Annotated in this window: 15 protein-coding genes and 1 pseudogene; 4 read left to right on the top strand and 12 right to left on the bottom strand. The window is 40.9% G+C overall.

Going from position 1 to position 18689, the window contains the following annotated elements; translation table 11 throughout:
* Positions 1-146: 146 nt before the first annotated feature.
* The gene (locus tag SWOO_RS13715; protein WP_012325278.1) at positions 147-2492 is read right to left on the bottom strand and encodes a TonB-dependent receptor; all 2346 of its coding nucleotides are present in this window, start codon (positions 2490-2492) and stop codon (positions 147-149) included.
* 191 nt (positions 2493-2683) lie between these two features.
* On the opposite strand from SWOO_RS13715, the gene SWOO_RS13710 reads away from it, so the two are divergent.
* Positions 2684-4309 (top strand): winged helix-turn-helix domain-containing protein, encoded by a 1626-nt coding sequence (locus SWOO_RS13710; protein ID WP_012325277.1) that lies wholly within the window; start codon positions 2684-2686, stop codon positions 4307-4309.
* 32 nt (positions 4310-4341) lie between these two features.
* Here the strand turns inward: SWOO_RS13710 and SWOO_RS13705 are convergent, their stop codons facing one another.
* Positions 4342-5295, bottom strand: a complete 954-nt coding sequence (locus SWOO_RS13705; RefSeq protein WP_012325276.1) for a glycoside hydrolase family 16 protein — start codon at positions 5293-5295, stop codon at positions 4342-4344.
* Positions 5296-5885: 590 nt separating this feature from the next.
* Between SWOO_RS13705 and SWOO_RS13700 the strand changes: the two genes are divergently transcribed.
* Positions 5886-6452 carry a hypothetical protein gene (locus tag SWOO_RS13700; RefSeq protein ID WP_012325275.1) on the top strand — a complete coding sequence of 189 codons (567 nt, stop codon included), beginning with the start codon at positions 5886-5888 and terminating at the stop codon, positions 6450-6452.
* Between the two features lie 169 nt (positions 6453-6621).
* Here the strand turns inward: SWOO_RS13700 and SWOO_RS13695 are convergent, their stop codons facing one another.
* A complete protein-coding gene (locus SWOO_RS13695) occupies positions 6622-8340 on the bottom strand; it encodes an IucA/IucC family protein (protein WP_012325274.1) in 1719 nt (572 codons plus the stop codon).
* A 170-nt stretch (positions 8341-8510) separates the two neighbouring features.
* Here SWOO_RS13695 and SWOO_RS13690 point away from each other — a divergent pair, with 170 nt between their 5' ends.
* Positions 8511-9677: an MFS transporter gene (locus SWOO_RS13690; RefSeq protein ID WP_012325273.1), complete on the top strand. Its 1167-nt coding sequence runs from the start codon at positions 8511-8513 to the stop codon at positions 9675-9677.
* Between the two features lie 84 nt (positions 9678-9761).
* Here SWOO_RS13690 and SWOO_RS13685 read toward each other — a convergent pair whose 3' ends face one another.
* Together SWOO_RS13685 and SWOO_RS13680 are read right to left on the bottom strand one after the other, a co-directional pair.
* Positions 9762-10199 (bottom strand): acyltransferase, encoded by a 438-nt coding sequence (locus SWOO_RS13685; protein ID WP_012325272.1) that lies wholly within the window; start codon positions 10197-10199, stop codon positions 9762-9764.
* Between the two features lie 494 nt (positions 10200-10693).
* Positions 10694-11056 (bottom strand): hypothetical protein, encoded by a 363-nt coding sequence (locus SWOO_RS13680; protein WP_012325270.1) that lies wholly within the window; start codon positions 11054-11056, stop codon positions 10694-10696.
* Between the two features lie 638 nt (positions 11057-11694).
* On the opposite strand from SWOO_RS13680, the gene SWOO_RS13675 reads away from it, so the two are divergent.
* Positions 11695-12675, top strand: a complete 981-nt coding sequence (locus SWOO_RS13675) for a transposase (protein ID WP_012325269.1) — start codon at positions 11695-11697, stop codon at positions 12673-12675.
* A 271-nt stretch (positions 12676-12946) separates the two neighbouring features.
* On the opposite strand, the pseudogene SWOO_RS26565 reads toward SWOO_RS13675, so the two are convergent.
* The 7 genes and pseudogenes from SWOO_RS26565 to SWOO_RS13640 all read right to left on the bottom strand — a co-directional run.
* Positions 12947-13093: pseudogene (locus tag SWOO_RS26565) on the bottom strand (transposase); the annotation flags it as partial.
* A gap of 262 nt (positions 13094-13355) precedes the next feature.
* Positions 13356-13820 carry a GNAT family N-acetyltransferase gene (locus tag SWOO_RS13665; protein WP_012325268.1) on the bottom strand — a complete coding sequence of 155 codons (465 nt, stop codon included), beginning with the start codon at positions 13818-13820 and terminating at the stop codon, positions 13356-13358.
* 202 nt (positions 13821-14022) lie between these two features.
* Entirely contained in the window at positions 14023-14631 is a 609-nt protein-coding gene (locus SWOO_RS25545) for an ion channel (RefSeq protein ID WP_012325267.1), read from the bottom strand.
* 93 nt (positions 14632-14724) lie between these two features.
* Positions 14725-16008 carry a hypothetical protein gene (locus SWOO_RS13655; protein ID WP_012325266.1) on the bottom strand — a complete coding sequence of 428 codons (1284 nt, stop codon included), beginning with the start codon at positions 16006-16008 and terminating at the stop codon, positions 14725-14727.
* 136 nt (positions 16009-16144) lie between these two features.
* On the bottom strand, positions 16145-16648 hold the full coding sequence (locus tag SWOO_RS13650; RefSeq protein ID WP_012325265.1) for a hypothetical protein: 504 nt from the start codon (positions 16646-16648) through the stop codon (positions 16145-16147).
* Positions 16649-16745: 97 nt separating this feature from the next.
* Complete coding sequence (locus SWOO_RS13645) at positions 16746-17078, bottom strand: immunity protein Imm33 domain-containing protein (RefSeq protein WP_012325264.1); 333 nt, start codon at positions 17076-17078, stop codon at positions 16746-16748.
* Positions 17079-17414: 336 nt separating this feature from the next.
* The gene (locus tag SWOO_RS13640; RefSeq protein WP_012325263.1) at positions 17415-18638 is read right to left on the bottom strand and encodes an ISL3-like element ISShwo4 family transposase; all 1224 of its coding nucleotides are present in this window, start codon (positions 18636-18638) and stop codon (positions 17415-17417) included.
* Positions 18639-18689 lie beyond the last annotated feature (51 nt).

Below are 18689 nucleotides of genomic sequence, written 5' to 3'. Positions count from 1 at the left end.
GAGTTAAGACCAGAAATTGGCAGGGCAAAGGTGGGGAGGAGTTAACTTCTCCCGACTTTTACCCAAATGATTAACTTAAGTATTGAGGTAGGTGATGAGTTAACTCACTCATCTTAAATATGAAGATTATGATATTAGTCTCTGTATCAAAACTTAACCTTAACCCCACCGATATAGGTTCTTGGGGCGCCGGGCCCTACGAATCTGGCATCGTCAAATCCGGGGTAGATATTATCGAGCACTTCATCGGACTCACCGTAGGCGCCAAAGGTTTCATATTCAGTATCAAACAGATTGTCGATGCGGGCATAGACAGAGATATGATCGTTAATCTGATATATCGCATTGAGATCGACCAAGGTAAAACCCGATATCATCTCATTTTCATTGGCTTCATCGCCCCGATAAAACTGGCCGCTTTGATACTTTATATCACTGCCTAGGGTTAGATCGCCGATATACCACTCAAGACCTGCTTTCGCATTATGTTTAGGCAGACCTGGTATCGCATCCCCTGAGGTGACCAGCCTATCTCCACCCAAAGGGTTATTGGGGCTGAACGAGATATAATCAGACTGGAAGGTGGCATCTAGGTAGCTGTAAGAGAAAGCCAACTGCCAATCTTGCCACTGCTGTTTATAGAAAACCTCCCCTCCTTGACGTTGAGTATCGCCTACATTGTCGAAGAAGCCCTCTGATGGAAGTCCCGATGCCTGTTGAAAGATGATGTCATCCTGATTTCGGGCATGGAACAGGGTTAGTCCCAATGAAAGGCCATTACTGCTGTACTCTGCACCTATCTCAAATGTATCTGTGATCACCTGCTCTAATGGTGGATCGGATACAAAACCATTGGGGAGTTTACAGGGGGCTTCAGGGTCAGCGCAGCTTAGTTCTACCGGAGTAGGTGCTCTGCCAGAGCGACCGTAAGAAGCAAACAGTGCAGTTTCGGCACTTGATGTCCAGTGAATACCAACGGAGGGGCTAAGATTACTGAAATCATGATCGCCATCTAAGGTTTTGCCATCATCACCTGGCGCTAAATCTGTCATATGGACATTGGTTGCGTCATATCTAAGTGCAGAATTTAGGGTTAAATCCTCCCGTAACTGTAAACTGGCGGCCATAAAAGCGTAATAGTGACGGCGCTTACTGTCGAGCCTGACCACCGAGTCAGCATCAAACAAGCCGATGGCCTTGGTTGCACGGGGAGAGCTGGCAGTATCATTGAGCAGTTCTGCAAACTCTGTATCTGATTGGAAATCAATATCAGCATAATCGATACCCGCTCCCAAGAGCCACTGCACACTCATCTGGCTGAGTTGCGAGTCAATTGTCAACTGGGCGGCCGCTCCCATCGCTTGTTGATCTGTCTTTGAGGTGTTATTAAGCCCGTCGATTGAGTCTGCATCTAAGCCTAGCTCCTCTAAACTTCCTAGGTATGCAGTACCGTCTTGATTGAGAAATTGAACTGGCGCATCATCCTCATCACAAAGGGTCTCTTCACCCAAGTACATACACTCCTCAAAGTCACTGTCATCTCCGTTGAGTGAGTCGGTTTGACCGTTACGGTAGTAGAGGTTCAGATCAACGGCCATATTATCGTTGAGTTTGAGGTTACCCGATAGAGAAGCGAAGCTGTGATCAGTCTCTGTCTTATCAGGGTGAGTATATACCGCATCTCTGCCCTCTAAGGCCATTAAGTCGAAGGGAACGGCGCCATTACCGATAAGATCACTCTGGCTGAAAGCGGTGAGTAGATCCCAGCGGGATCTATCGGAGGCTTTCCAACTGAGCCGGCCAAGAAACTGTGTTACTTCGGTGGGGGAAAATTGACGCCAACCGTCTTCTTGATAACGACTGATAGTTGCGTAATAACCCAGCTCACCATTATTGCCACCAGTCTCTAGGGTTTGTTGATCCATGCCATGGCTCCCACCTCTGAGCTCTAGCGAAGTGCCTTGGAATGTAAAGCCATCTTTGAGATCCAGTACTAAGGCACCGCCTAGGGTATTTTGTCCAAAAAGCGGGTTTGAACCTGAGTAGAGGCTAACTTGATTGAGTGCTGATAGTGGGATTAACTCCCAGTTGATGGTATCGCCGAAAGGCTCATTAAAGCGTACGCCATTGACATAGACCGACATGCCTTGGGGTAAGCCGAGCAGAGGTGAAAGGGTAAAACCACGATACTGCAGATCCATCTGAAAAGGATTATTTTGTACATCATTAACACTGACGCCTGCAAACTTGTCTCTAAGAAAGTGACCGATGTTGGTATCTAGGCTTCGCTCAATCTGCTCCATATCCGCATGTTGCTGGGCGCCAGGATAAGTTAGTGTTTCATGATCAATGGCTTGACCGAGAACGGTGATCACTTCTGGTGAGTGTGAGTCGTCTGCTGCTGCATCCGTTGCAGTGAATAGTAATGGAAGGCTGAGAGTATAAATCAGACCGCTGGTTCCACTTATTATTCCAAATGATTGTTTTATCAAAAGTTCCTCTTTTATATTTTGAGCTTCTTTAGCTAGCCTATAACAGAGGCTAATACTCCTTCTATTGATGCTTATGTGGATTTACCTCCTACTTTAGGAGGATAGCGATTTGGTTAGTTATTGCCTCATAGGTGAGATTACGGCACACTGTTAAAAGGTGTTATAAAAACTATAATTAAAACAAAAACTTTATGCGCTATTTACTCAATGATATAGAGATAGATCTTAAGCTAGGATATGTGATTAAACTAGGTGTGAAGCACTCTGTTCGAGCTAAGACCTTACAGGTTCTCGCTTACCTGATTGAACACGACCAAGAGGTGGTAACAAAGCAAAGTTTGCTCGATACGATCTGGCACGATGTGGTGGTGCAAGAGCAAGTATTAGTACAATCAATTAAAGAGATCCGTGATCTGCTGGGAGCAGAGGTGATCAAAACTTATCCTCGCCAAGGTTACTGCTGGGTTGCTGACACTACGCCGTTAACTCGCTTAAACTCACTGTTCCTGTTTAAACAATCAAGAGTTGTGAAATACCTGTCATGGGTTAGTGTTGTTTTTTCTATCATTTTTATCTGCATATTGGCTTGGCGTTATCAACTCTTAGATAAAGCTAATTTAAGTGTTGCCTTTTTACCTGTTGAAAATGCCATGCCTGATAACCAGCATCAATGGGTGCCGCTACAGGGAATGGACTATCTCACTCAAGCATTATCAAAACAAAGTTCATTAACTGTGATCGATAGCGATCACCTGCTTTATGGCTTTGAGCGACTTTCACAGAGCAGTACGCTTATGCTTAGTGAAGGGGAGATTGTTCCCTTGAGACAAAAGGTGGGGGCTGAATTAATAGTACAGACTCGATTAACAGGATTCCCTCAGGATTTTCAACTACATTACACGCTATTTTTTCCCCACGGAGTTGAAAGGGGAGTGGAGTTAGCAAGTTCAGTAACAGGAGCTTATGACAAACTCGTTGAGCGGATCGCCACTCGTTATGGCGAGTTTCAACCGAACAGAAGAGTCAATTATCACAGTGACTTTAGTAATGAAGCTTTCGTTACTGGCGTTGAGCATTACCTGAAACAGGATTACGCCAGTGCGATCCCTCTCTTGATGACAGCGTTAAACATTGAGCCTGAACTATTAGCAGCAAGACGCTATTTAGCGGCAAGTTATGCCAATACAAACGAGTTAGGCAGTGCATTTTCGCTGTTACAGCAAAATATTATTGAAGCGGAAAAGGTCAGTGATAATCGTGAAGCGTTGCGGGCCTATTTGATGGTAGGGTACTTAAAAATTAATTGGCCAGTGAGTTCCGATAGAGAGCAAGAGTTGCTAAGTGCAGAGCAGCATATTAATCAAGCTCAGCAACTGGCTCGTAAAGTCGTCGATAAGCTGTTTATTGCTTACTCCTATGAGGAGCTTGGAAAGATCAAACGCTTACAAGGTCGCTACAGCGAAGCAAGTCGATTACTTAACTTGGCATTAGAGTACCATCAAGAGTTTCATGGCAGCTATGGACAAACAGCCGCTCTTATTGAACTTGCCAAGGTTGCAGCTGAGCAGAAAGAGGAGGATGAAAGCCAAAGGTACCTTGCTCATGCATTGAATATTGCTGAGACAAATGATGCTCCGGCTAATCAGATCTGGGTTTTACTGGCTAAGGCAGAGCTTGCCCGTAGACAGCACAATGAATTATTGGCTAAACGTTGGGCCCGCCAAGCGATGGAGGTTGCAGAGCACAATGACAACCCCCATCTCATTACACGGGTCAATGCTTGGTTTGAGCATAAACCTGTCTATACTGTCAATTAATCGCTAAAAGAGCTCTTCTATACTGATTAGTATTACAAGCTACAGTAATCTTCATGTTTCGGTGACCAATCCGGTACTGTGTCTCTTTGTGCCACCTTATTTTCACGTAATACTGCAACTTTTTTTGTTACCTGCTGAGTATTAAGTACCGTGTCTTTTGAAAAGTAGACCCAATCAATATCTTGAAAGTATTGGCGCATTTCAGGGTGTTGCACTGTTTGTTCAGGAATAAACCAAAGGTTAAAGTTTATCGACATGGCAACCTCGGGATAGACCTCACTGCCATGCTCTGCAAAGAGTTCACCGTTGATGAAGTAGCGCAGCTTATTGTCACTCACTTGCAGCACTAAAGTGTTCCAGCCTTGCAAGCTATTGCGCGTCGCATCATAGGCGTTGACTGGGGTCCAAGGTTTAAGTTGAAAAGTTTCCCAGGAGGTGGCAAAGAGAGCATGGTCACCTTCACCCCAACCTCCATTAGCAAGATACTCAAAATCCATCTCACTGTAAGCAGGATCCAGTGGTGATGCTAATGGGCTAATAGCGTAGAAGGTTTCAACAATACCATCACCATCGGGCCCATATTGGGGTTTATCATTAAAATATACTCGAGCTGCATAGGTTCCCTCATGGTATTTTCGCTTATGGCACACTTGAGTTTGACGAGTGTTTGCTGGAGTACCATCTGTTTTGGAGCTTATTCGCATTACTTGATTACTATAATTTAATGGGTCGGGGTGAAAGCTAACTCCCTCTGACCACCAAGTTGCTCCCTTTATCCCCGGGTGACCTGTTTCTGTGCGGGCCATCCAGCCATTCTCTTCTGCTTGCGCTAAATTTATGTAATTAAAATCATCGAACATTATCTGTTCGCTGGCATAGGTGACACTACTACTTAACATACATACAGCGACAGATGCTTTGACAATCGCTGAGAAAGGTTGGGCTAGAATAGGTGCTTTAAACTGTGGTAACAATTGACTCGACATGGTTTCTCTTCCTTGTTGTGTTATCTCACTACTAGTAAATACGGGGAGTAACTGGATGAGTCCAATTAAAGCTTATTAAAATCCTAATATTCATTATTAAAAAATATTAAATTTACAAACTATCAATTACTTATGTTGTTACTTGTCGATATGGAAATCATTGCCTCTCCTATGCTAAATTCGCCTGATAAGGTGAATTTTAGCTGCCAAATTCTGTGTTGATAAACTCATAAGGGAATAAGCATGATTCACCCATTGACCTTGAATCAAATTTGCTAGAAGACACTCTGGCTTGATCCACTTTTTATGTTAATTGTATAAAGTATTGTTAATTTACTATGAATTTAGCAAATTTATCACACAGTAATAGCCACATTATAAGCCTATGTTTTACAGTGATAATTAGAGTTTTGTAATGCTGATTTGTTAACGGGTTTGGCCTTTTCCTTGTTTTCTTTGTGTGATTATTGTTCACAAACATTTCTGTTTGTGTCAGAATATTGACGCTTAAATATTATGTTATCTGACTTAACCACCTATAAAATTAACCACGTTCGAAATAATGAACTGGTAATGGGGAATAATAATAAATGAAAAAACTAAATGTACTTGTGGCACTTTTTACTGCTGGTTTGGCATTATTTGTTGCCTCGTCAGCACAGGCAACTTGGATCCCGAATCACCAAGTGGTGGTGGATGCTCACATATCAGGTAGTGAACTAACTGAAGCCAATAATGGCAAGATAAAAGTGGTTGAATACAATACGGCTACTATCAATTTTAATACTTCGTTTGATACCAATTCACATATATTTACCGCGCCAGCAACAGGTTTATATAATGTTGATGCTCGTTATGCGCAGCTCAAATGCGGTAGTCGTTACCTGTTGCGTATCGGGATCTCTATTCCAAATGCAACCCCACCAGGCGGTAATGCTTCACTAGGCCCAGTTACTTTTGCTGAAATTCCTAATTTTGGTTGCGCGATCCCAGGTATTGCAGCGGTCAATGGCGTGATGCATCTAGAAGAGGGCGATACCCTGTTTATCCAAGGGCGTTATCAGCAAGCCATCTATGATATTTCACGCTGGAGTTACAAGAATGAATATCAAAACCGCCTAGTCATTACCTACCTTGGTGTACCAACTTTATTTTAACTTACTCTTAGATTTCATCGCTCCACTGCAACTTTAATGATGTAAGTGGTTTGAAAAGGAAACCATCAATACTTAACTAGTGTTGATGGTTTCCTTTTCAGCTCTCTAGGTTAATCTCGATTCTATTTGTGTAAACGTGGCTGATTTTTAATGCTAAAGAGTTGGGAAGTTACTGCATTAATGGATTTTTGATTGGCTTTCCTATTTCTGGTAGAGGTCGCTCGTCACTGTCACCGTAACCAATTTTAAAACGAACGCGATTGATGCAAACTTTATCGATATCGGGCGTAAGCAGGTTAAATTGCGTGAATCTATCTGACAGTTGAGGGTGCTGTGCTTGATAAGTGTTAATGACCTGTTTAAGTAATCGATAAAATTGTATTTCGCTTAGTCCCAAAGCGGCAATTTTAGGCGAAATAAATCGCAGTACCGTGACAAAATGACCAGTCAATAGATCATGAATCAAGTAGTTTGCAGGGAGCCGAGTTAGTGCGTCTCTTATCTCAGCAGGGAGAGAGTCTAGTTCTGCAAAGTCTTGATCAACAATTCTTAGATCGCCGTGAAAGTCTTTGATAATGCAACCGACAGGTTGGTGATTCTCTAACACAAGAGTAATGTTTTGACCATGCGCCACAAGTCCAACTCCGTATTGGCACATTAGATGATAAACAGGTATGACAACATGGAAAAACAACTTTTCTAGCCAAGGTTCGATATCAATAGTCGATTTTTTTATCAAAGCGCCAATGAGCGGATCTCCATGTAAATCGGTTTGCATTAGCGCCGCCATTGTTATCGGTCGTTGGTTTACGCTTAATACGTGCTCGGCACGTTCTCGCCAAATACACCCTAGCATCTCTTGATATCGATAAGGACCTTGCTCTATCTGAGATTGGTAAGGGTGCGGGCAGTAGAAACCAGCAATTTCTTGCTGAACATGCAAGCCGCAAGCTCTTAATGTCGAGTCCTCATTGGCTAGTTGTTTTAGCCAAGCTGATAACTTTGGTCCTTGAACGATAAACTTTCCAGGGATCCCACGATAGCAAGATGTATTTAAAATACTGAGTGCAGTTTTTGCATCAAACCTTACCTCTTGCGATGCTGAGCTTAATGTTCGAATTGACTGCTGTGCATACCAAGCAGATCCTAGCTCACCAAGGTCTACAATGGTTTTATTTGCAAACAGACTTGCATATTGTCCGGTTAAAAAACGTTGATACTGCCATGGATGAACCGCGACCAACCAATACTTATCGGAGTCTTCTCCTAATTTACTGGTTAGAGAGCGCACTTCAGACTCCCCTAAAACATTATTGAGTATTTGAAGGTAATTAATCTCTTCACTGATCCCTGACTTGCAGTATGACTTATCAATGGCTAACCAATGAAGCTGAAAGGAGCTTCCTGACTCAGGAGAGTAGTTTTTTAGCGATGCTTCTCCCCAACCTAGTCGGCCTTTGTTTGCAATAGCTTTAGGGTGTGCATCAATATAACGTTGGCGCTCTGTTTCATCCATAGTGACTAGATCTGAAGCTGTCACTCCTTGGAGCTTAGATAGCCGAACTGTATCGCTATATAGCGTTTGCTGAATCTCTTCTAAAAGGTTTGCAAGGTTAATGTCAGAGATTTTTAGCATCTCTTGTGTATCCAATAATAATTGGCACGCTTGCGGTGCCAGATTGTCGGAGCACGTCATGGAGTAGGGCTCAATCTCAAGCATTCCCCAAACCGTCACTTTGGCTTTAAACTCCCAGTTTCTGTGTGGGGTATTTAATTGCCAGTAATCCCCTTTATCAGTGGGATAAAGTCGCTCCTCGTAGTGAAGCTCTGAAATAATTTTTGCGCATAGAGAAGTGTTTATCTTTTGCCAATCTTCACTGTTTATCATGTAAAGCCCGTTATCCGATCAATTAAGTTAAAAAAAGTAACAAAAACAACAGTAGGTGATTTTTGTTTCATAAAAATAAACTAATTTAGCAATACTGTTGACACGATGTTACATTAGCAGTAATCATAATGGCAATGATTATCATTCTTATTTAAAAGGTGCGGTTTACCATGAAGTATGCCTTGTTCTTGGCATTGATATCTCTGGGTATTAACCAAACGCTGGTCGTTGCAGCTATTCCGACCTTAATGACATGGAGTGAGCAGACTCCAAATTCACCATCTTTAGGTGTATTAGTTCTTGCGGTTAATTTGAATCTAGTGAGCTATTGGTTTGGGGCGAGTCGTTGGGGAAGTGTTGCAAAAAAGTTGGGCGTTACTCGTACATTACATATAGCAGCTTTAGGTTTTATTAGTGCTAACTTGTTATTTGTTGCCACTTTTTACAGTGAAAGCCCACATATCTGGCAAATAGGTGTTTGTCGAATTTTGGTCGGTGCATTTAGCTGTGCATTTCTTCCTATGGCACAAATGCTGTTGGCTGCAAACAATGATGCGACATCTGCAGCATTATCTCGTTTAAGCAGTGCCTTAACTTTGGGGCGATTAATTGGCCCGAGTCTTTTATTTCTTCCAGTTTCCTTTGAATATTTACTGCTGCTCCCAGTGGTGATGATCCTACCGGTATTATTCAGCCGTTTTGACATTGAGTTTGTTCAAACTCCCTTAGGCACTGAACAAGAGTTAGTGACTATTAGAGATCGTCAATATTTCATTTATGCCTCTGCCATCATGACTACGGCAATCGTAGCTGTGTTTCAGTTTTATGCGTTGGAGTTCTTAAACTTGAAGGGGTATCGTGGAGAGCAAGGCTCTGATATGTATGCCTCTTTAATGTTGGCGACAAGCGTTCTTCTTATCCTTTATCAAGTGCGAGTTATTCCACTTCTAAGTCAACGGCGTCCTGAACTATTTCTCCCGATATTACTGTTTGCATTGATGTGCGGCAGTACCACACTTTTAGTGTTTGGCGAGTTTTGGTGGGGGTTAGGGTTATCATTACTCGGGCTTATATTTGCGATTTCAGGTTTACCCGCATGGTACACCGCTCGTTTGTTAGCAAGTGAAGAGAACACAGTAAAACAAGCCAAACTCAGTGGATACTTAACGCGAGCCCATACCACTGGACATATCATTGGCACAGGTGGAGCCTCCCTATTTTTACATCAACAGTGGACGCTCACTTTTCTAATCGCGGCTTTTTCCATTGCACTTCTTTTTTGTGCAAGCCGTCTACACTTGCTAACGAATGAGCCTGAGCAAATTAAAACCTATTAGGTTTTAGCGTTATTTTGCGGGCTTACACCAATTGGCCTTAGTGCTAAATAGAGTAGGGGACCGATGGAGACAAAAATCAATTTTTTAGGCATACTGGCGAGTTATCACTAAGCATATTGCGATGAGTGAACTGTTTATTGATGCCCGAATTAACCAGTGATGTTCACGGTATGAAATACCAAGCCTCTTTGTTGCCAAAACGATAAAGCCCATTAAGGAAAACCAGGGGGTAAAGAAGGTGGTTAACTTCCACTTTACTAGAGTTATCGCCAAATCGTGCAATGCGCCACTGACTGCAAAAGTCATGATAATTGCTAGCCAGATAGGAAATAGTTGGCTTAATGGCTTCATTACCTTGCGAGAAAGATAATAACCCCATATTGGGTTCCAATGCTGCCAAAACAGATAAAACGAACTTGCACCTAGCGAACGTTTGAGCATATTTGTCATTGAACCTGATGCACCAAGAGCGACACCATTACGCTTTTTTACGTACTCTGATAGTGTGATCGTTTTATGCATGCTGACCTTGTATCTCTAACGTCATTAATAAATAGGCTCATAAATGTTTACTAAAATGCTAAACAAAGAGGAACCGAGCAAGCAGTAAGCAGTCCCGCTTTATTTGCCTTGTTATGTGTTTAGGTGCCCACAAGCAAAGCATCTTTTTCCTGCTTTGTATAACTTACGGAAGAAGAATGAAAAAGTTAACCAAAAAATAAAAATAAGCCACGATATTGGTGCAGTTAAAAATAAAACTAATGAAAGAATAAAAGACATTAAATGAATAAACATTAGAAGTATATTTCGCTTGGTTAGTGGCAATACCCAAGATACTTCAAAGCGACCGCAGTTTTCACATTCGTATTGCTCTTCCATGACCCAAATCCATTAACTTACTTTAAAGGGGAACACATTACACCCCGCTAATGAGTGACCTGTCCTGGCAAGCGATTTGCTCAGCATATGGCGTGACTGCCTTGGTGAATCTGGATTTAGCAGCGTGTTAGGTATCCTTACGCTATATACCTACCCATGACTAAAATCGGCAACCATATTGAACTTGACACAAATAGTGAGCTTGTTATTACGAATGTTAAAGAAAATGCAAAATAATGACCTGCAAACACTCGTGCATCACTTACTGGGTGCTGCTTTACAGCAAGGATCATCATACGGCTGAACTCTTTAATTTTAACTATCTGGCACTCAATCCAAAGTTTCATGGGCTTAATCATAATGAGGAGGCATGTAAAGGCTACTTCTACACCAGCAACATCCATAAACAAGAGTAATTCAGGTGCAAATGGAGTAAGAGCTAATATAACTAGTAGCATCAAAACTTTTTTGCTTTTAGGGCTAAATTTAAAACTATCCACAATATTTCCTTCCTTGGTTACCTAACGAGACTGTAGAATTACTCGTTTTTTATGAATTACCCAACAAAATAGGGGTAACAAATGCATTACCTATATAGAGTTAACGGTCTACAGCGCGATACAGGAGCTCAAAAAATTAGTCGTTTTGACTAATTTAGTTATTCTACAGCCTCAACGCCTTGCTAAGAGGCGCAAAACGCTTGGCTATAATTAGCGAAAAATGAGCGCAAGCCAAGCTTTTTGCGTCCTTTCTTGAGCAACTTGTGTACGCCCAGCATGGGCATGAACTAATGAGGTGAAAGTCCTCTGTAGGAAGGTCACCGTTTAAATAATATACTGTTATTAAACGTTAACTACTAGCGAATGGCAAGGGCTTATCCGCGAGTATTGGTCTGGAGGAAGCCGCTAGCAAATTTGCGAGCTGATGAACAAGAACATCATATGAGGCGTAGGCAGATTTATAGAGCGGCAGATTTATAGAGCCGGCAGATTTATAGAGCCACCCACAATTAATAGCACATTTTGATACCTCTTACTAAACTTTACTTATCGGCAGATTTATAGAGCCACCCACAATTAATAGCACATTTTGATACCTCTTACTAAACTTTACTTATGAGCTGAAATGAGAGGTGGTTATGCCCCGTCCAAGAAGAAGTCAAATTAGTTTAGAAGATACACCTATGTATCATTGCTGTAGTCGTGTCACGAGAAGGGCATTTCTATTTGGCGATGATGCGCTTACTGGTAAGAACTATGACCACAGACGTGATTGGGTTGAATCTCAGTTACTGAAATTAGCAGCGGTCTTTGCTATTGATATAGCGGCCTATGCGGTAATGTCCAATCACTTACACTTGGTGTTGAGAGTCGATATCTATGAAGCTAACGCTTGGAGTGATAGAGAGGTGGTTGAACATTGGCATAACTTGTTTAAAGGCACTGATATCACTCAAAAGTTTGCTAAAGGTGAAGTGATAGAAAGCTTTGAAGTTAATAGTTTAAAGCACTCTATCGCGCAATATCGAAGTCGGTTATGCGATATTTCTTGGTTTATGAGATGCTTAAATGAGCCAATTGCACGTATGGCGAACAAAGAAGACAAGTGCACGGGGCGGTTTTGGGAGGGACGATTTAAATCTCAAGCTCTGCTTGATGATGCGGCCATATTGGCTTGCATGGCCTATGTTGACCTTAACCCCATCAGAGCTAAGATGGCGACAACTCCAGAACGCTCAAACTTCACCAGTATACAGCGACGTATAGAAGCGGCATTAGATGGCGAGCAGCCAACATCGTTACTGCCATTTGTGGGTAATGAGCGCAAGGAGATGCCAAAAGGACTCATGTTCAGCGCTAAAGATTACCTACAACTCGTTGATGATACAGGGCGTATTATTAGAGAGGATAAACGTGGTGCCATTAGCCAAGCTTCACAGCGGATACTCGATAGACTCAATATTCCTCAAGAGAACTGGTTGAAACTCACGACTGACTTTGGCGATTTATTTAAAGGAGCAGTTGGAACACTTCAAGAGTTAGATGTCTTTTGTGAACATCAAGAGAAAAAGCGCAGGCAAGGCGCTGCAAATTGTCATCGGTGGCTAGACAGCAGTTAGCTACTACAACATATCTCACTTGTTTTAGATAAAATAGTACGCTTTACCAATCAGGTTATCAGCTTGATGTTCTTGTTGCCTACTCTTCAGTAATTTGACCTATATTCCCTCTTTTTAATCAATTTCTCTGAGCACTCAGTGAAGCTTTTGGCTTAAGGGAATAAAGAGAGTTTTATTCTAGCTAAGCAAAAGAGGATTGATTTCTTGTTAGAATTAAAATGGGTGTCTTAATAATATCGTTAGAATTAAAATGGGTGTCTTAATAATATCAATACCACGCATCAAATGGGGTTAGGTCGAGTTTATTTTCGACAATGTAACTTAGTGCATATTCAAATGTTCCTGGAAGGATTTGCGCTGAAAAGTTGATAGGGATGAATTTACTTTGGCAGGATAAATCTGGCTTATAGTTGGCCATAATAAATTTACCAAATGTGGAATAATATCTATTAGATCACAGCAAGAAGGGGTGTTCAAGCACAAAAAGCAAGCAGCAGAGAACTAGTTACTTGAATCTAGCAATAGCTCTATAAAATGAATAATTCTACAGCCTCAACGCCCTGTTAAGGTGTGAGCAACGCAATACAGAAGCTCCCACAAACCACCTTAAACACAAAATGCAACACATAGCAAAAATGCCAAGCGTTGCGAATCACTCTTAAACAGATGTTAGGCATTTTTTAGTGTGAGAAGCACTGCCTTGTTACTGTACCCCACTTATGGTCTTCATATACATCTTCAACATAGTGCCCTGAGGTATAATCACCTACAACGTCTCGCCAAAAACTGATGGCATGTTCCGCCCCTGCCACTTGCTTAATTTCCCATGAGCCTCCAAGTCGCTCAAACAAACTTGAAATAAAACGCTTCCCTACTTTGTTTTTACGAAAACAGGGTAATACATAAAAATCGCAAATTTCATACGCCTTTGGAGATTTCTCATCTATCGCCGTTAGTGCAGCAGGAGTGCCGTCTATATAAAGCAAGTAACCAGTTACAGAACCTGTTAACTGAGGATAGATCTCAAACAAACCATTTTCATTTGGCTTATCATCAATAATTCTAGAAAACTCTGCTCCATAGCCTTGGTAAAGATTGGCGTAAACATGAGCATTACTGTCGTCTACTTTAACTATATTCATCATGAGTTCTCCATGATTATTGGACTTCGCCTATCATACTATCGCTTCTTAGATTTCGAGAGAATAACCATATCCTAGAGTGAACCTCGTACTGATGCCAACGCCATGTTAAGGTGTGACAACCGTGTGCCATAATGGTGAGCGAAGCGAAACCGGCACGCGTTTGGAATCACTCTTAAACGTTTTGTTAGCTGTGGATTTACAATTACTTGTTTTTACCGCGTTTCTTCTTTGTTTTAGATTGCTTTATGGCTTTTTGTTCGTTTATTTGCTTCTCGATTGATTGCTCGAACTGCTGCTGTCCTCGCCTAACAATGAGAAAAAACATTGAAGTAATCATACCTAAGCATAAGTACCCTACAACTGATTGCGTAGCAGCTACTAAGCGCACTTCAGGGCTAGGTAAAAAGTCACCGTAGCCTAGTGTAGTAAAAGTAACAATACTGAAATAAAGGCAATCCTTGAAATCCTGAGTTGGCAGTCCATCTGGGGCTTTAATAGAGTAAAAACTATAATAAAAAGCATAAATGAGAAGCATATTAAATATGATCAAGCAGGAAAGCATAATAGCTTGATTCGTATCATATTTGTACTTTGAAAGAGCTTCAGCCTTACTAGCAGTTTGAAAAAGAGCATAAAGGGAGAAAAGTATACTAACTGTTAATCCAAGTGTCAGAGCAGGTTTATATGGCGTTAAATAATTTAGAAGATAAAACAAACCAAAATTTGACCATTGTAGTGTGGCTGTTATCGCCATCATTAATAAGCCTCTAAGCTTGTATTTCTGTTGTGCTGTTAACTCCAAAAAATCCATGTTTACTTCCGTTGTTTATAAAATAGTACACTGCCACATTGAACAGCTAACGCCTAAATCAGGTGCGCCGTAGGCGTCACCTGGATTTACTTGTTAGGTGTCTTCGCTCAATTTCCAACCTGGTTTATCTGATAGCCACTCTGGCAATGGTGAATCAGCCACTTTATATAACGCATTAATTGAGTCACATAAAATCATGGGTAATTTATCAATTAACTCTATATCTAACAGCGTATCTAGTCTTGAAGTTGATTTACCATTTAAGACTTTTACTCTCTTATATCCTGGTTTGAAATGGATCATTTCATTCCTTACAGATATCAACTTGTTTAGGAATTGAAATGGAGATTTTGATATGTCGAAGTCATCGGGTTTTCCGCTCAAATAAAAAACTGTCTTGTATTTTTCATTGAGAGATAACTTTTCAACGCCACTCCATATTTCTTTGTGTTTAGTATCTCCGACTTCATTTACTACTGCTTCAAGACAAGCTGCTGCCATAATAATAGCCTCTGCTCTCTCTTGATGTATTTCATCCAAAATATGTATCGAATATTTTTCATTAGGGCTTTGAAGCTTCTTAGCTTGCAATCTGTGCTTAAGAGCGGAGCGATAGAATATCGGTGCCATAGAAGCTTTTGTTGATATCTCACCATCTTCAATTTTCATTGTCTCAAAGTGGGAAAGCAATGGTGGCGGATAATCTACTACCTTCTTTTTACTGGTACGATCAGACATTTTAAACTCATTATGTATCTCTAGTAATTGCTTAAATACGCCCAACCTTAAAGACTGAATTTTTTCTATGTAGCACCTAGCTCTTTCAACATATTCTTCGGGATTGTTTTTTGTTTGCTGTTTGAGAAAACATAGCTCTTGAAATTCATCGTGGTCTTCATCGAATGCAGATAGATCAACATAGTCAGAAACCCAGCGACCATAGTGCCTATCTTTGACACCTTCAAACCTAGCTATTTCCCATTGATATAGTATTCCCTCGTCTAAAACTTGTATATGTGAGTTAAATGTTTCAAGTGGATCACAAACGTCAATAGGATTTACAAGGTTGGGAAAATGAATTTTTGAAACAATACCGTTTGGAATTATTGCTGCAGAATCCCCCTCAACAATAGGCTTGGTTACACCACCTAGTAACCCTAGCATTCTCTTCTGCTGAAAAGTTCTAGGGTCAACATTATGTATAACCGTACCATAAGAAACAATCTTGTATTTGTTAATCGCTTCCTCAAGCTGTTCTTTCGTTACCAAGCTAAAGTCAAATTGTGATAAGCGATCACCTTTTAAATAATCTCTACAAGGTAAATACTCAATAGCTATTGCTTGCTTCCACCAGTTAGGAATATTTTCTTCCTTCAATTTCTACTACCTCTAAATTTGATGTCTGAACTCAGGGACACCTAACGCCTCAATATGGGGCGCATAAATGCATGGCTAAACTTAGCGACGAAGGAGCGCAAGCCATGCGTTTTGCGTCCTTTCCATTATTGATTTGTTAGTGTTCTGAGGTTCCGTAATTATACCGAACAAATATTTCCATTAATGCCACAATAGCAAAAACACTCCCAATAATAATTGGATCTTTAGAAAAGATCACAACAGGTGATGAAAACAAATATAGAAACCAAAACACGTTAATAAATTTTGGAACCTGTTCAATACTTTTCACTTTGAAATACGCTCTAATTTCTTTTTGTTTAGATTCCCTTAAAAAATACGTCTTTGTAAATCTATAAACCCCATACCATAAAGGGATAAGAATGAATGTAACAGGTGAAAAAAAGTTGAATTTACTTGGTTCTACATACTTTTGTGGCCAATAACTATTTACTTTGTCCATAAGTCCTAGCTGCATCAAAGTAAGCCATGTAACGAAACAAAGAAAAAATGCCAAAGGAAAATTTAACTGCTTTAACGCCAAACGATATGGGTTTTCCTCTGGTGCGTAATGCTTAGCTCTTATAAATGAGCACAAAAAAGCGAAATCTAAACTCTTCATTTAAGGACACTAACGCCTGTATTTGCGGCGGTTTTGTAGCGAGGCACGAGCGGAAAAACCGTCCAAGCCACGCAGTGGCTGATGCAACATGCACTTGTTACATGTTGGTGAGCGATGAGTCATGCCATACATCCTCATAATCATCAGCGATTAAAAATCTATACCCTGGGGGCAATGCTAAATACTGCTCTATTTCAGGTAAGTATTCTTTTATATGGCTCACGTGCAGCGGTTTAAAAAAATCAGTTTCTTGGCTCAGTTCTTCACCGCACCAAATATACCAGCCACATGTTCCATTTTCCGCTTTATGACGCAGACCATTTATTGGAAGTTTACCTATTGTCTCTATAGCAAGGCCAAGCTTCTCTACATCAGAGCAAGGTATAAAGTCGGCCTTAAATTTTTCGCATACTTCCTTTTGACTAACCACGATATTCCTTAGGACATGTAACAGCTTATTGATTAGCAGCAGGATAATGTTCTAGTCTGCTTGGTTGTTTTTTGTTAACTTAACACTGGTAACTCACTGTTGTAAATGGATTACTTTTAGTAGAAGTTAGAAAACATACCATAAATTACCCGATAAAAAGATGCGTGGGTGTTTATGAGGTCCGCATAACACTTTTGGCACTCTCTCAATACTTTGATATTAAATAGAATAAAAATATTTACTTGAGTTATCGATGCGTCACCCCCCCATTTTGTGCATCTTTTTTAGGCAAGTTATCTCGATATCAGTTATAACTGTATAAATGGCTCTTCGCTGTTAATGGTGGAACTCCATATCCAACTTCCCAAAGTGGAACAGTATTGCTCGCTTAAATCGCTCTGTATTTCTATACCCCATGGCTTTTACTCTCAGCAGCCTTATTTGACTATTGATAGCTTCTGCTAGACCATTTGAAACACCAAAACGCATCGCATTAAGTATGCCCCATAATTTAGACTCAACTGTTTCAGCTACGGACATTAAAGGCTTGATATTAGTTGCCTTAATTAAAGCTATCCATTCTAGCCATCTCTGTTTAGTGCCCCGAACGCTGTTGCTATACCAAATGTCACGAGCTTGCTCTTTAAAGTACCAAGCAAGGGCTGTATCCATTAATGAAGGCACTAATTTATTAAGTCTCTCTTGGCTATGGGCAGGTAAGTTGTGCCTTCGTTTAAGCCAAAAGAAACGTGTGCGATGAGCCTCTTGTCTCATTGAGGGAGACAGCCTGTATATTTCATCTCTTCGTATGGCATTGACAGCTTCAGTCAGTAATTTAGCAATATGGAAATGGTCAAATGCAATCCGCTTTTCAGCGTCAGGAAATGCTGCTTTTGCTGCTGAAATATAAGCAGGGCTCATGTCCATACAGATGGTCTTGGTTAGCGAAGTCGTGTATGAAGGTAATTGCTCAAAGCAAGCGTTAAAACTGGCCTTAGAACGACCATCTGCAACGGCTAATACTTGGCCTTGAGAGTTGGATAGAACAGTGACATAGTCACGCCCTTTTTTAATCGCTGTTTCATCAATTAACAATGCTTCAGTTGAGTAAGTTGTACGATGTGCGAGCCCTCTCGCGACCGCTCGTTCCATTATTCGGTCAATGGCTCCCCAACTGAGTTTAAAGAATTTACTCACAGCATTTAACGTACTCATTGCTAGCATCTTCAGTACCCTCATTTCTAGCAATTCAGTGTACCGACTACTTTCATGTGCCCAAGGGACTTGTAGTGTCTGATAGCCATGTTCAGGGCAGTGAACTCGAGGCACTTTTGAGTGGATTAGGGTTTCAAATTGACAAGTATCTAAATGACGCCAAGTTCGAGGACGAGAATCATAATGTCGGCCAGCTTGCTGGCAGACAGGACAAACGAGATCACCGTTATGAACATAGTCCACAACAACGGTAATACGTTGAAGTTCTTCATCAAGTTGAACATTAGAGACTAACCAAGGGACTTCTAAACCTAATACCTTTTGGTATAAAAGCGTATCGCTCATGACGGTGGTAAAAAGTGGAATTGTATTGAGGAGTTTATATTAAAAGTTACG

It is taken from the genome of Shewanella woodyi ATCC 51908 (genome assembly GCF_000019525.1).
Classification (GTDB): Bacteria; Pseudomonadota; Gammaproteobacteria; order Enterobacterales; family Shewanellaceae; genus Shewanella; species Shewanella woodyi.
The sequence above is the reverse complement of the archived record's forward strand: the minus strand, read 5'-3'. Positions and strand labels throughout refer to the sequence as shown.